The sequence below is a fragment of the Stenotrophomonas sp. STEN087 genome, from assembly GCF_056759115.1.
The window spans coordinates 1-13,106 of the sequence record NZ_JBRRCR010000008.1; the positions used below are offsets into that span (position 1 = coordinate 1).

Genomic DNA, 13,106 nt, shown 5'->3' on the forward strand with positions numbered 1-13,106 from the left:
TAATAGTTGCTTGATCAAACGTCTGCAAGATGGACAATCATCCTTCCTGCAGGCGCCTTCACAAGATACCTGCGCATACTTTCAAAGATCAGGGGAAGTGGCCTCAGCGCCGTTCCCGTGTGCTGCGAAGTTTCCTTCGTAGCGAGCCGCCCATTATGTCAGACTTTTTCAGCCTGTCAACACCTTCGTTCGATCATTTCGTTCGGCGGTGGTGGGCGCCCTGTTGTCGCTGAAGCCCCTTGGTGGCGACCCCTGCGACGGGGGAGGAGAAGTATGCCCCCATCCATAGGGTTTGTGAAGGGGGTGTGGCGATTTTTTTCAACGGATGTTGCATCCGTTCATCCATCGCGCGCGCGGGGGCATACCGCGAAGAGCAGAAGCAAAGGAAGGGCCGGCTGGCGCCGGCCCTTCCATATAGTGTCAGGCAGCGACCAGGCGCACGCGGGCGAAGGTGCGCTTGCCGACCTGCAGCAGGCCTTCGAAGCCCGGCTGCAGCACCTGCTGTCCGTCCTCGACCACTTCACCGTCCACCTTGACCGCGCGCTCCTTGAGCTTGCGGTTGGCTTCGGAGTTGCTCGGGGTCAGACCGGCAGCAGTCAGCAGTGCGGCAATACGCAGGCCTTCGGCCGGAATGGCCACGTCCTGCAGCGGCAGCTGGGTGATGTCGCCCTGCCCGGTCACCGCCGCTTCCCAGCCGGCAATGGCCTGATCGGCCGCCGCGGCGTCGTGGAAGCGGGTTGCCAGCTCACGTGCCAGGCGCAGCTTGACCACGCGCGGGTTGAGAGTGCCAGCGGCGACCTCTTCACGCAGCGACACCGCTTCGGCCTGGCCGATATCGAAGGACAGCAGCTCGATCCAGCGCCACATCAGGGTGTCGTCGACCTTCATGGTCTTGGTGACGATCTCGATGGCCGGTTCACTGATACCAATGTAGTTGCCCAGCGACTTGGACATCTTGTTGACCCCGTCCAGGCCTTCCAGCAGCGGCATGGTCAGCACCACCTGCGGCTTCTGGCCGTGGTGTTCCTGCAGGCCGCGGCCCATCAGCAGGTTGAACTTCTGGTCGGTACCGCCGAGCTCGACGTCCGCTTCCAGGGCCACCGAGTCGTAGCCCTGCACCAGCGGGTACAGGAACTCGTGGATGGCGATGGACTGCTGGGCGGCGTAGCGCTTGGCGAAATCATCGCGCTCGAGCATGCGGGCCACGGTGTGCTGGCTGGCCAGGCGGATCATGTCGGCCGCGCCCATCTTGCTGAACCACTCCGAGTTGAAGCGGACCTGGGTCTTGTCGCGGTCCAGCACCTTGAAGACCTGCTCTTCATAGGTACGGGCGTTGGCCAGCACGTCCTCGCGGCTGAGCGGCTTGCGGGTCAGGCTCTTGCCGGACGGGTCGCCGATCATGCCGGTGAAGTCACCGATCAGGAAAATGACCTGGTGGCCAAGGTCCTGGAACTGGCGCAGCTTGTTCAGCAGCACCGTATGGCCCAGGTGCAGGTCGGGCGCGGTGGGGTCGAAGCCAGCCTTGATCCGCAGCGGACGGCCTTCCTGCAGGCGCGCACGCAGATCCTCGATCTTGAGGATCTCGTCGGCACCACGGCCGATCAGGGCAAGGGCTTCTTCAATCGAGGACACGGTGACTACTCCCGGCTATGCCGTTTCTTGTGTGGGGTGTTAACGCCAAGTTAACCCATCCGGCTTCACAAAAGCCAATAGGCACAAGGGTTTGACGCGGTTTTCTCAGGTGTCTATGGTAACCGGCGATCAGGCCCGCGCTCCCGGGCCGCAGGAAAAAACCACTGATGCAAAATTCCGAACAAGGGCGCGCACGCAAGCAGCGCTTCAAGGAACGTCTCCACGTCCTGCACGACAACGCCCTGCACCGGAAGCTCAGGCAACACCTTCCCGCTGCTTTCAATGAACGCTGGACGCGCCGCCATTGGGTGCACGCCAGCCTGTTCGCGACCATCGGCGCCCTGGTGGCGACGATCGTGCCGGGTTTCTCGCACACCATCGATTCGCCCTACGCCGAAAGCCACACCAGCCTGGCCCTGCCCTTGCCGCCGCTGTCGCTGGCCCGCCAGCAGCAGACCCCGGGCGACAGCTGGCAGGTGCTGCGGGTGCAGCGCGGGCAGACCCTGAGCGACCTGTTCGACCAGGCCGGCATCCCCGCCACCACCCTGCACCGCGTGCTGGACCATCCGGGCGCGCGCGAATCGCTGACCAAGCTGCGCCCCGGCGCCGAGATCGCCTTCGACATGCCGCTCTCGGGCGACCTGCGCAGCATCCGCTTCGACCGCGATGGCGACAACCGGGTGGAACTGAGCCTGGCCGGCGATGACATCAAGGAAAAGGTGACCAAGCGCGAGACCTCCACGCGCACGGTGGTCACCAGCGGCGAGATCACCAGTTCGCTGTATGCCGCGGCCCGCCGGGCCGGGCTGTCGCCGTCGGCGATCGCGACGATGACCGACGACATCTTCAAGTACGACATCGACTTCTCCAAGGACCTGCAGCCGGGCGACCGCTTCAGCGTGGTGATGGACGAGACCTGGCGCGAAGGCGAGAAGGTCGATACCAGCAAGATCCTGGCGGCGACCTTCACCACCGGTGGCAAGACCTATTCGGGCTTCCGCTTCGAGCGCGGCGGCAAATCCGAGTACTACGACCTCAACGGCCGTTCGCTGAAGAAAAGCTTCATCCGCATGCCGATCCCGTTCGCGCGCCTGAGCTCGACCTTCGGCGCGCGCAAGCACCCGGTGCTGGGCAAGATGCGCATGCACAAGGGCGTGGACTACGCCGCGCGTACCGGTACGCCGATCATGGCCGCCGGCGATGCGCGCGTGCAGTTCGCCGGCGTGCAGCGCGGCTACGGCAACGTGGTCATCCTCGACCACGGCCGCGGCCACACCACCCTGTACGGGCACATGTCGCGCTTTGCGAACATCAAGACCGGCCAGCGCGTGGCGCAGGGCACGGTGATCGGCTATGTCGGCTCGACCGGCCTGGCCACCGGGCCGCACCTGCACTACGAATTCCGCGTGAACGGCGAGCACCGCAATCCGCTGACGGTGACCATGCCGCCGCCGGAACCGCTGAAGGGCGCCGAGCTGGTGGCCTTCCGTGCGCAGACCGCACCGGCCATGGCCCGCATCCAGGGCATGGAGAAGATGATCTACGCCAAGGCCAGCCCGGCCCCGAGCAGCCGCGAAGACGCCGCCCCGACCGAGGTGGCCAGCGCCAAGGCCAAGCCGGCCAACGGCCACAAGCGCGGCTGACCGGCCCTGCGTTGACGAAGAAGGACGCGGCAGCCCAAGCTTGCCGCGTCCTTTTTTTATGCCTGCCATGAACACGACCGCCGACGCCGATGCCCCGCTCTACCTTGGCCTGATGTCCGGCACCAGCGCCGACGGCATCGATGCCGCGCTGGTGCAGTTTCCCGCCAGCGGCGGCTGCCGCTTCGTGCGCGGCCTGACCGCCCGCTGGGAGCCGGTCCTGCGCGCGCGGCTGGTGGCGCTGGGCGAAGGCGGGCCGCTGGAGTCGCTGGAGGAGCTGGGCGAGCTGGATGCGCGCATCGCGATCAACTTCGCCGCAGCCGCCAACCAGCTGCTGGACGAGGCCGGCGTGGACCGCCGCCAGGTGCGGGCGATCGGTTCGCACGGGCAGACCGTGCGCCACCGGCCGCTGGCCGACCCGGCCTTCACCGTGCAGCTGGGCGATGGCAACCGCATTGCCGAGTTGACCGGGATCACCACCGTGGCGGACTTCCGCCGCCGCGATGTGGCGGCCGGCGGCCATGGCGCGCCGCTGATGCCGGCCTTCCACCTGGCGATGCTGGGCACGGCCGGCGAAGACCGCGCGGTGCTCAATCTGGGCGGCATCGGCAACCTGACCCTGATCCCGCGCGACGGCATGCCGCGCGGCTTCGACACCGGCCCGGCCAACGCGCTGATGGACGCCTGGTGCCAGCGCCATACCGGCCGCACCTTCGACGCCGATGGCGCCTATGCGGCCAGTGGTGCGGTGGACACGGCGCTGCTGGCAGGCTGGCGCGCGGACCCGTGGTTCGACCTGCCGCCGCCCAAGAGCACCGGCCGCGAACAGTTCCACCTGGCCTGGGCGGAGGCGCGCATGGGCGAAGGCGAGTACGCGGCCGCCGATGTGCAGGCCACCCTGCTGGAGCTGACCGCGGTGACCGTGGCCGATGCGCTGCGGGCCCAGCAACCGGAGACCCGCCGGGTGCTGGTCTGCGGCGGCGGCGTGCACAACCGGCAGCTGATGCGCCGGCTGGCCGGGCTGCTGCCGGGCGTGGCGGTGGAATCCAGCGCCGTGCATGGGCTGGACCCGGAGTACATGGAGGCGATGGGTTTTGCCTGGCTGGCCCAGCGGACGATGGACGGGCTGGCCGGCAACCTGCCGAGCGTGACCGGGGCATCGGGGCCGCGGATTCTCGGGGCGATCCATCTGGCGTGAGGTGGCGCCATCCACGCATGGCGTGGATCTACCAGGACGCGCGGTAGCGCCGGGCCATGCCCGGCGACGCGGTATCAGATCAATCGAACCCCTGCCCCGCCGGCATTGCCTGCAGGGCGGCGATCGCCGCTGACAGGGCGTCCACTTCGGGATCGCCGAAGCCGGAGCGGACCTCCAGCTCGCTGCTCAGCAAGCCCTGTTCAAGCAGCACCGAACAGGCCTGCTCGTGCGTCCAGCCGCGCGCCACGGCCACCCTTCGGATACGTTCAAACAGCAGCGGGTCCACGTCCCGCAGCACTACATCGGCCATGCTCACTCCCCCGTTCGCAAGGCACCGCCCCCTCGGCGCGTCTGCGGCGATCATCCCGCAGGTTGCGCAGTCAGACAATCAGGGGGCGGAGGCGCTGCGGTCGTGGATGCGCGGCCACAGCCAGGCCAGCAGCAGCAGGGTCGGCACCACGGTGACCGCGCTGAGCATGAAGAAGGTGCTGTAGGAGGTGGCCTCGACGATGTAGCCGGACACGCCGCCGACGAACTTGCCCGGCAGGTTGGCCAGCGACACCAGCAGGGCGTACTGGGTGGCGGTGAAGTTACGGTCGGTCAGCGAGGACATGAAGGCCACCAGCACGGTACCGGCGAAGCCCTGGAACAGGTTGTCGGCACTGAGCGCGGCGTAGAACGCCCACAGCTGGCCCGGGTTGTGCGCCATCAACAGGAAGGCGAGGTTGGACAGGGCCACGCCCAGCGCCGCCACCAGCAGCATGCGGCGGAAGCCGAAGGCGGCCACGGCGATGCCGCCGAGGAAGGCGCCGCCGATGCCCATCCAGACGCCGAACAGCTTGGAGACGGTGGCGATGTCGGCCTTGTTGAAGCCAGAATCCAGGTAGAACGGGCCGGCCATCACGCCGATGACCTGGTCGGGGAACTTGAACAGGCCGACGAAGGCCAGAAGGCCCAGCGCCAGGGCGATGCCGTTGCGGGTGAAGAAGCTGGTGATCGGCTGCACGAAGGCTTCGGCCACATCGATGCGGCGCTGCACGGCCTGCGCGGGCCGGTCCGGCTCACGGCACAGCAGGGTGGTGATGATCGGCAGCAGCATCAGCCCGGCCATGGCCAGGTAGGCGATGATCCAGCCTTCGAACTGGGCCAGGTAGAGCGCGCCGGCACCGGCGAGGATCAGGCCGATGCGATAGCCCAGGGTGTAGGTGGCGGCCAGCGCGGCCTGCGCGGTTTCCGGGGCGATTTCGATGCGGTAGGCATCGACCACCGAATCCTGGGTGGCGCCGGCGAAGGACGCCACCAGCACCCAGGCCACCAGCGGCCAGACGCCCTGTTCGGGGCGGACGAAGGCCAGCGCGACCAGGCCGATCAGCACGGCCACCTGTGACAGCAGCAGCCAGGAGCGGCGGCGCCCCATGAAGGCCAGCAGCGGGAAGGCATAGCGGTCCAGCAGCGGCGCCCAGACGAACTTCAGCAGGTAGAAGAAGCTGGCCAGGCTGATCAGGCCGATGCTGCCCAGGTCCAGGCCGACATCACGCAGGCGGGTGGACAGGGTCTGCGAGGCGATCAGCAGGAACGGCAGGCCGCTGCCGAAGCCCAGCAGGGCCATGGTCAGGGCCGAGGGCGTGCCGAAGGCGCGCTTGATCCCGGCCCAGCCCTTGTAGCTGGGCTTGGCAGCGGCTTCGCTCACAGGTCGTAGTCCACGGTGAACGGGGCGTGGTCGGAGAAGCGCTCGTCGCGGTAGATCGAGCAGCTGCGCAGGCGGTCACGCAGGCCGGGGGTGATGAACTGGTAATCGATGCGCCAACCGACGTTGTTGGCGCGGGCCGCGCCGCGGTTGCTCCACCAGGTGTAGTCCTCGCCGGTGGGGTGCAGCAGGCGGTAGGCATCGGCCCAGCCGCGGCCGGTGGCCACGTCGGTGGCCTGGCCGTGGTCGGCGCACAGGCCGTTGAGCCAGTCGCGCTCCTCGGGCAGGCAGCCGGAGTTCTTCTGGTTGGACTTCCAGTTCTTGATGTCCAGCGCCGAGCGGACGATGTTCCAGTCGCCGCACAGGACATAGTCGCGGCCGCTGCGCGCCCACTCTTCCAGGATCGGCCGCAGCCATTCCATCACTTCGAACTTGAAGCTCTGGCGCAAATCGCCCGAGCTGCCGGACGGAATATAGAAGGAGACCACGCTGAGATTGCCGAAGCGGGCCTCGATGTAGCGGCCTTCGTCATCGAACGGGGCCCAGCCCAGCGAGGTGATGACCTGGTCCGGCTCGCGCTTGCTGTAGATCGCCACGCCGCTGTAGCCCTTCTTGGTGATGGCGTCGCGGTAGAAGCAGTGGTGGCCGTCGGGGCGGAACATCGGATCGGTGAGCTGGTCCTCCTGCGCCTTGGTTTCCTGGATGCACAGAACGTCGGCGTCCTGGGCCCGGAACCAGTCGAGGAAGCCCTTGGTGGCGGCCGAGCGGATGCCATTGGCGTTGAAACTGATGATGCGCATGCGGATGAACCTACGGCGGGAAACCGGGCAAGCATACCGGTTGCCCGGCGGCCCGCGCAGCCCGCCGGATGGGCCCGGCAGGGCCTTCACACGGGGCCGGACGAGCGCGGAAAGCCCAGCTGGATTAGGATTTGTGCTCCAAATGAAGATGAATCGAGTTTTGATGAGCGACCACCGCCACCGTTTCCTGCAGCTGGCCCTGACCGCCGATGCCCTGCGCTTCGGCCAGTTCACCCTCAAGTCCGGCCGGCTGAGCCCCTATTTCTTCAACGCCGGCCGTTTCGACTCCGGCTCGCTGCTGTCCCAGCTGGGCGCCTGCTATTCGGACGCCATCGACGCCAGCGGCATCAAGTACGACGTGGTCTTCGGCCCGGCCTACAAGGGCATCCCGCTGGCCACCGCGATGGCCTGCGAGCTGGCCCAGCGTGGCCGCGACCTGCCGCTGTCGTTCAACCGCAAGGAAGTAAAGGACCACGGTGAGGGCGGCCAGCTGATCGGCGCCGACCTGACCGGCAAGCGCGTGCTGATCGTCGACGACGTGATCACCGCCGGCACCGCCATCCGCGAAGCCCTGGCCATCATCCGCGCTGCCGGCGGCATCCCGGCCGGCATCGTGGTGGCGCTGGACCGCCAGGAGATCGCCTCGGAAGCCGACCACCGCTCGGCGGCGCAGGCCGTGGCCGAGGAAGCCGGCATCCCGGTGATCGCCGTCGCAACTCTGGCCGATCTGCTTGATTTCGCCTCCGGAAACCCGGAACTTGTGGGCTACCGGCAGCCGCTGGAGGCCTATCGCGCCCAGTACGGCGTCCGTTCCGCACGCTGACCCAGGGGAAGGTCGCATGTTCCGAGTTCCTGCCATCGTTGCCGCCAGCCTGCTGCTGGCGCTGCCAGCCAGCCTGCTGGCCAAGCCGGATACGGCCGACAAGAAGCTGTACTGCTGGAACGAGGGCAACGAGCGGATCTGCAGCGATGCGTTGCCGGCCGATGCGGTCAACAATGCCCGTGAGGAGTTCAATGCCAACAGCGGCGTGCGCAATGCGCAGGTGCAGCGCGCGTTGACCGACGAGGAACGCGCCGCCGCGGCCACCGTGGCGGCGCAGGCCAAGCTGGACCTGATGGCGGCGCAGACCAAGCAGCGCACCGAGCACGCCATGTTGTCGACATATGGCAGCGAGGATGCACTGCGCAAGGTGTTCAACGAGCGCCAGGAGGTGCTCGACAACAATCTGAACACCGCCCGCTACAACGTCGCCAGCCTGCGCGATTCGCTGGTGACCCTGCTGGGGACCGCCGGTGATCGCGAGCTGGCCGGCGGCAAGGTGGCCGACAAGCAGGCCGAGGCGATCCGCCAGCGCCACGCCCAGCTGCAGGCGCAGCAGCGCCTGCAGGCCAGCTTCGAGCAGCAGCAGGTCACGCTGAAGGCCGAGATCGAGGCCAGCCTGCAACGCTACCGCGAGTTGAAGGGCATGGCCCCGGGCGGTTGAGGCCCCGGCAACAACGGAATTTATGCACTCTTTACGCGCCGGCCCCGTCCGGCGCGTAGTGCGTTTATGGGGGGCAGGACGACGATGGCGGCCTGAGGTGGAGGGGTTCCACCAGGACGCAATCCCATGTCCCCCTGGCTGTCGTTGTTCTGTGGCGTGCTGGTGCTGGTTGCCGCCGCCTATCTTCTTTATGTCGTGCTGCGGCCCGAGTCGTTCTGAGCGGAGCCTGCCATGATTGAGATGCTTGTGATTCTTGCCGCCAGCCTGCTGCTGGCCTGGCCGCTGGGCCTGTACCTGGCGCGCGTGATGCGTGGCACGCCGATGAAGGTCGACGTGCTGTTCCACTGGATCGAGAAACCGCTGTACCGGCTGTTCGGCGTGGATGCCGCGCGCTCGATGTCCTGGCGCGGCTACGTGCTGGCCATCGTGCTGAGCAATGTGGTGGTGGCAGTGCTGACCCAGGCGGTGTTCATGACCCAGGCCTGGCTGCCGTTGAACCCGGACCAGATCCCGAACATGCGCTGGGACACCGCGCTGCACACGATGATCTCGTTCCTGACCAACACCAACCAGCAGCACTATTCGGGCCAGGCGCAGCTGTCCTACCTCTCGCAGATGACCGGCATCACCGGCCTGCAGGTGGTGACGCCGATGATGGGCTTGGCGCTGGCGGTGGCCACGCTGCGGGCGCTGTTCGCGCGTGCACCCCAGACCTCGGCCGGTGACGACCGCCAGGTGCCGGTGGGCAACTACTACGTGGACGTGGTGCGCCTGTGCGTGCGCTTCCTGCTGCCGCTGTGCCTGGTCTGGACCCTGCTGCTGACCAGCCAGGGCGTGCCCTCGACGATGGCCGGCGGACCGCAGGCCACGCCGATCGACGCCAGCGCCGGCATGGCCCTGCAGAAGCTGCCGCTGGGCCCGGTGGCGGCGATGGTCGCGGCCAAGCAGCTGGGCGCCAACGGTGGCGGCTGGTACGGCCCGAACAGCAGTTTCCCGCTGGAGAACCCGACCCCGGTGTCGAACATGCTGGAGGTGGTGGGCATCCTGCTGATCCCGCTGGCGGTGATCTTCATGATCGGTGCGTTCACCGGGCGACGCCGCTTCGGCGTCCTGGTGTTCAGCTGCATGCTGGGCATGTCGCTGCTCTCGACAGGCGCGATGATGTGGAGCGAGGGCCACAGCGCCAGCGCGGCCACGCCGCTGCTGATGGAAGGCAAGGAAGTGCGCTTCGGCGCCGATGGCACCGCGCTGTGGGCGGCGGTGACCACCCAGGTGTCGAACGGCTCGGTGAACGGCATGCACGACTCGCTGGCGCCGCTGAGCGGTGGCATCGCGATGGTCAACATGCTGGTCAGCGCGATCTGGGGCGGCATCGGCTGCGGCCTGCAGCAGTTCATCGTCTACCTGCTGCTGGGCGTGTTCCTGGCCGGGCTGATGACCGGGCGTACGCCTGAGCTGTTCGGCCGCAAGCTGGAAACGCCGCAGGTGCGCCTGCTGGCCCTGCTGGTGCTGCTGCAGCCGATCACCCTGCTGCTGTTCACTGCGATCACGCTGGCCGTGCCCGGCCTGGCCGGCACCTCCAACCCCGGCTTCCACGGCATCAGCCAGGTGTTCTACGAGTACGTCTCGGCCTATGCCAACAACGGCTCGGGCTTCGAGGGTCTGGGCGATGCCACCGTGTGGTGGAACCTGAGCTGTTCGCTGGTGCTGCTGCTGGGCCGCTTCCCGCTGCTGATCATTCCGCTGGTGGTGGCCGCACAGCTGGCTGCCAAGCGCCAGGCGCCGGAATCGGCCGGCAGCCTGCAGATCGAAACCCCGACCTTCGCCCTGACCCTGGTCTCGGTGATCGTCATCCTGACCGTGCTGCAGTTCATGCCGGCCCTGGTCCTCGGCCCCGTCGCCGACCACCTGAGCATGGGACTGCACTAAGGACACCCTGATGAGTACCCACGCAAGTTCTTCCCGCAGTTCCCTTGCCCCGCGCCCTGCCCTGCTCGATGGCGCCGGCCTGCGCCGTGCGCTGGTCGAGGCGGTGCGCAAGCTCTCGCCGATGCACCTGGTGCGCAGCCCGGTGATGGCGGTGGTGATGGCCGGCACGATCGTCGCCGCCATCGTCACCCTGACCGGCAACGCGCCGCTGGGCTTCGGCCTGGCGGTGACCGCGATCCTGCTGGTGACCGTGTTGTTCGGCAACTTCGCCGAGGCGGTGGCCGAAGCCCGCGGCCGCGGCCAGGCCGCCTCGCTGCGCCGTGCCCGCCAGGACCTGGTGGCTCGCCGGCTGGCCGCCCCGCAGCCGGGTGCGGCCGAAACCCAGGTGGCCGCGGCCGAGCTGCGCCCGGGCGACCATGTAATCGTCAGTGCCGGCGAGCTGGTACCGGCTGATGGCGAGATCGTGCAGGGCCTGGCCACCATCAACGAAGCGGCGGTGACCGGTGAATCGGCGCCGGTGCTGCGCGAGGCCGGCACCGACCGCTCCGGCGTGATCGGCGGCACCAAGGTGCTGTCCGACCAGATCATCGTGCGGGTGACTGCCGAGCCGGGCCACAGCTTCCTGGACCGGATGATCGCGCTGGTGGAAGGTGCCAACCGGCAGAAGACCCCCAACGAGATCGCGTTGACCCTGCTGCTGGCGGCGATGACGCTGACCTTCCTGGTGGTGGTGGCGACCCTGCCGGCGATCGGCGCCTACGTCGGCGTCAAGGTCGATCCGCTGCTGCTGATCGCGCTGCTGGTGTGCCTGATCCCGACCACCATCGGCGGCCTGCTGCCGGCGATCGGTATTGCCGGCATGAACCGTGCGCTGGCCGCCAACGTGCTGGCCAAGTCGGGCAAGGCAGTGGAAGTGGCCGGCGACGTCGACGTGCTGCTGCTGGACAAGACCGGCACCATCACCTACGGCGACCGCCAGGCCAGCCACTTCCATCCGTTGGCCGGCATCGATGCCAGCCAGCTGCGTGAAGCGGCGCTGCTGTCCTCGCTGGCCGACCCGACCCCGGAAGGCAAATCCATCGTGCGCCTGGCGCGCGAGCAGGGCTGCAGCACCGCCGAACCGGAGCAGGCCGAGTACCTGGCCTTCAGTGCACAGACCCGCATGTCCGGCGTCGATCTTGCCCAACCTGATAATGAGCCCGGCCGGCAGATCCGCAAGGGCGCGCTGGATGCGATCCGCAACCATGTGCAGGGCCTGGGCGGCACGGTGCCGGCCGAGCTGGCCGGGCGTGTCGAACAGGTCGCGCGCAACGGTGCCACCCCGCTGGTGGTGGCCGAGGGCCGCCATGTACTGGGCGTGATCGAGCTGTCCGACGTGGTCAAGCACGGCATGCGCGAGAAGTTCGCGCAGCTGCGGGCGATGGGCATCCGCACGGTGATGATCACCGGCGACAACCCGCTGACCGCTGCCGCGATTGCCGCCGAAGCCGGCGTCGACGACTACATCGCCGAGGCACGCCCGGAAGACAAGCTGGCGCGCATCCGCCAGGAACAGGCCGGTGGCCGCCTGGTGGCGATGGTCGGCGATGGCACCAACGATGCGCCGGCGCTGGCCCAGGCGGACATCGGCCTGGCGATGAACTCCGGCACGCAGGCGGCGAAGGAGGCCGGCAACATGGTCGACCTGGATTCGGATCCGGCCAAGCTGCTGGCGGTGGTGGAAGTGGGCAAGCAGCAGCTGATCACCCGCGGCGCGCTGACCACCTTCTCGCTGGCCAACGACGTGTCCAAGTACTTCGCGATCCTGCCGGCGCTGTTTGCCGCTGCGGTCCCGGCCATGGCCGCGTTGAACGTGATGCAGCTGTCGAGCCCGCGCAACGCGGTGCTGGCGGCGCTGATCTTCAACGCCCTGGTGATTCCCGCCCTGATCCCGCTCGCCCTGCGTGGCGTGCGCTTCCGCCCGGCCACGGCAACCGCGCTGCTGCGCCGGAACATGCTGGTGTACGGCCTCGGCGGCGTCCTGCTGCCGTTCGCGGCGATCAAGCTGATCGACCTCCTCCTTGTCCTGGTATTCGGCGCATGAACCGTTCTGTCTCCACTTCCTCCTTCCTGCCGCGCGAGGACACGGCCGAAGCCCGCGTGGCGCGCCTGCAGGACGATGCCAGCTGGCGCCCGGCGATCGGCCTGGGCCTGGCCACCCTGCTGCTGGCCGGTGCGGTCTACGCCGGCATCGCCACCGGTTTTGCCGGCCTGAGCTACCCGACCCAGGCCGAAGGCAGCCTGCTGCGCGATGGCAGTGGCCAGGTGCGCGGCTCGGCGTGGCTGGCGCAGCCGTTCAACGGCGATGGCTACTTCCAGGCGCGGCCGTCGGCGGCCAACTATGACCCGATGGCGGCGGCCGGTTCCAACCTGGCCCGCAGCAACCCGGCGCTGGCCGAGCGCGTGTCCGCCAGCACCGCGGCGGTGGCCGCGCGCGAAAGCGTGAGCCCGGCGCAGGTGCCGGCCGATCTGGTCACCCAGTCCGGCGGCGGCCTGGACCCGCAGCTGTCACCGGCTGCCGCGCAGGTACAGGTGGCCCGCGTGGCGCGTGCGCGCGGCCTGCCGGTGGAACGCGTGCAGGCGCTGCTGCAGGCGCATACCGAAGGCCGCCAGTGGGGCGTGTTCGGGCAGCCGCGGGTGAACGTGGTGACCTTGAACTTCGACCTGGACCAGGCGGCGAAGGCACCGTGATGCCGG

The 13,106-nt window shown here is 68.2% G+C and carries 12 protein-coding genes; 8 read left to right on the forward strand and 4 right to left on the reverse strand.

The window, feature by feature from the left end; translation table 11 throughout:
- Positions 1–420 precede the first annotated feature (420 nt).
- Positions 421–1,632, reverse strand: coding sequence for a tyrosine--tRNA ligase (gene tyrS / locus ACVOK1_RS03550; RefSeq protein ID WP_108767483.1), 1,212 nt, complete (start codon positions 1,630–1,632; stop codon positions 421–423).
- A 167-nt stretch (positions 1,633–1,799) separates the two neighbouring features.
- On the opposite strand from tyrS, the gene ACVOK1_RS03555 reads away from it, so the two are divergent.
- Both ACVOK1_RS03555 and ACVOK1_RS03560 read left to right on the forward strand, forming a co-directional pair.
- Positions 1,800–3,275: a peptidoglycan DD-metalloendopeptidase family protein gene (locus ACVOK1_RS03555; protein ID WP_481561133.1), complete on the forward strand. Its 1,476-nt coding sequence runs from the start codon at positions 1,800–1,802 to the stop codon at positions 3,273–3,275.
- Positions 3,276–3,342: 67 nt separating this feature from the next.
- Complete coding sequence (locus tag ACVOK1_RS03560; protein WP_108770588.1) at positions 3,343–4,470, forward strand: anhydro-N-acetylmuramic acid kinase; 1,128 nt, start codon at positions 3,343–3,345, stop codon at positions 4,468–4,470.
- A gap of 79 nt (positions 4,471–4,549) precedes the next feature.
- On the opposite strand, the gene ACVOK1_RS03565 is transcribed toward ACVOK1_RS03560, so the two are convergent.
- The 3 genes from ACVOK1_RS03565 to ACVOK1_RS03575 all read right to left on the reverse strand — a co-directional run bounded on the left by ACVOK1_RS03565 (position 4,550) and on the right by ACVOK1_RS03575 (position 6,957).
- Complete coding sequence (locus tag ACVOK1_RS03565; protein ID WP_406233373.1) at positions 4,550–4,780, reverse strand: hypothetical protein; 231 nt, start codon at positions 4,778–4,780, stop codon at positions 4,550–4,552.
- A gap of 78 nt (positions 4,781–4,858) precedes the next feature.
- Positions 4,859–6,160, reverse strand: a complete 1,302-nt coding sequence (locus ACVOK1_RS03570; RefSeq protein WP_481561134.1) for an AmpG family muropeptide MFS transporter — start codon at positions 6,158–6,160, stop codon at positions 4,859–4,861.
- Complete coding sequence (locus ACVOK1_RS03575) at positions 6,157–6,957, reverse strand: exodeoxyribonuclease III (protein WP_481561135.1); 801 nt, start codon at positions 6,955–6,957, stop codon at positions 6,157–6,159. The genes ACVOK1_RS03570 and ACVOK1_RS03575 overlap by 4 nt, the downstream gene beginning before the upstream one ends.
- 163 nt (positions 6,958–7,120) lie before the next feature.
- Here ACVOK1_RS03575 and pyrE point away from each other — a divergent pair, with 163 nt between their 5' ends.
- From pyrE to kdpC, 6 genes are all read left to right on the forward strand, one after another.
- Positions 7,121–7,780 carry an orotate phosphoribosyltransferase gene (gene pyrE, locus ACVOK1_RS03580; protein ID WP_108767480.1) on the forward strand — a complete coding sequence of 220 codons (660 nt, stop codon included), beginning with the start codon at positions 7,121–7,123 and terminating at the stop codon, positions 7,778–7,780.
- Positions 7,781–7,796: 16 nt separating this feature from the next.
- Complete coding sequence (locus ACVOK1_RS03585; RefSeq protein WP_481561136.1) at positions 7,797–8,441, forward strand: hypothetical protein; 645 nt, start codon at positions 7,797–7,799, stop codon at positions 8,439–8,441.
- Between the two features lie 126 nt (positions 8,442–8,567).
- The gene (locus ACVOK1_RS03590) at positions 8,568–8,660 is read left to right on the forward strand and encodes a potassium-transporting ATPase subunit F (RefSeq protein WP_079225483.1); all 93 of its coding nucleotides are present in this window, start codon (positions 8,568–8,570) and stop codon (positions 8,658–8,660) included.
- Between the two features lie 12 nt (positions 8,661–8,672).
- Positions 8,673–10,370: a potassium-transporting ATPase subunit KdpA gene (gene kdpA, locus ACVOK1_RS03595; RefSeq protein WP_481561137.1), complete on the forward strand. Its 1,698-nt coding sequence runs from the start codon at positions 8,673–8,675 to the stop codon at positions 10,368–10,370.
- Positions 10,371–10,380: 10 nt separating this feature from the next.
- A complete protein-coding gene (kdpB, locus tag ACVOK1_RS03600) occupies positions 10,381–12,453 on the forward strand; it encodes a potassium-transporting ATPase subunit KdpB (protein ID WP_481561138.1) in 2,073 nt (690 codons plus the stop codon).
- Complete coding sequence (gene kdpC, locus ACVOK1_RS03605) at positions 12,450–13,100, forward strand: potassium-transporting ATPase subunit KdpC (RefSeq protein ID WP_481561139.1); 651 nt, start codon at positions 12,450–12,452, stop codon at positions 13,098–13,100. The genes kdpB and kdpC overlap by 4 nt, the downstream gene beginning before the upstream one ends.
- Positions 13,101–13,106: the final 6 nt, after the last annotated feature.

Excerpts from the sequence above, each read along its gene's own strand:
- ACVOK1_RS03555 (WP_481561133.1), top strand. The coding sequence starts at position 1,800 with ATGCAAAATTCCGAACAAGGGCGCGCACGCAAGCAGCGCTTCAAGGAA.
- ACVOK1_RS03560 (WP_108770588.1), top strand. The coding sequence starts at position 3,343 with ATGAACACGACCGCCGACGCCGATGCCCCGCTCTACCTTGGCCTGATG.
- ACVOK1_RS03565 (WP_406233373.1), bottom strand. The coding sequence starts at position 4,780 with ATGGCCGATGTAGTGCTGCGGGACGTGGACCCGCTGCTGTTTGAACGT.
- ACVOK1_RS03575 (WP_481561135.1), bottom strand. The coding sequence starts at position 6,957 with ATGCGCATCATCAGTTTCAACGCCAATGGCATCCGCTCGGCCGCCACC.
- pyrE (WP_108767480.1), top strand. The coding sequence starts at position 7,121 with ATGAGCGACCACCGCCACCGTTTCCTGCAGCTGGCCCTGACCGCCGAT.
- ACVOK1_RS03585 (WP_481561136.1), top strand. The coding sequence starts at position 7,797 with ATGTTCCGAGTTCCTGCCATCGTTGCCGCCAGCCTGCTGCTGGCGCTG.
- ACVOK1_RS03590 (WP_079225483.1), top strand. The coding sequence starts at position 8,568 with ATGTCCCCCTGGCTGTCGTTGTTCTGTGGCGTGCTGGTGCTGGTTGCC.
- kdpA (WP_481561137.1), top strand. The coding sequence starts at position 8,673 with ATGATTGAGATGCTTGTGATTCTTGCCGCCAGCCTGCTGCTGGCCTGG.
- kdpB (WP_481561138.1), top strand. The coding sequence starts at position 10,381 with ATGAGTACCCACGCAAGTTCTTCCCGCAGTTCCCTTGCCCCGCGCCCT.
- kdpC (WP_481561139.1), top strand. The coding sequence starts at position 12,450 with ATGAACCGTTCTGTCTCCACTTCCTCCTTCCTGCCGCGCGAGGACACG.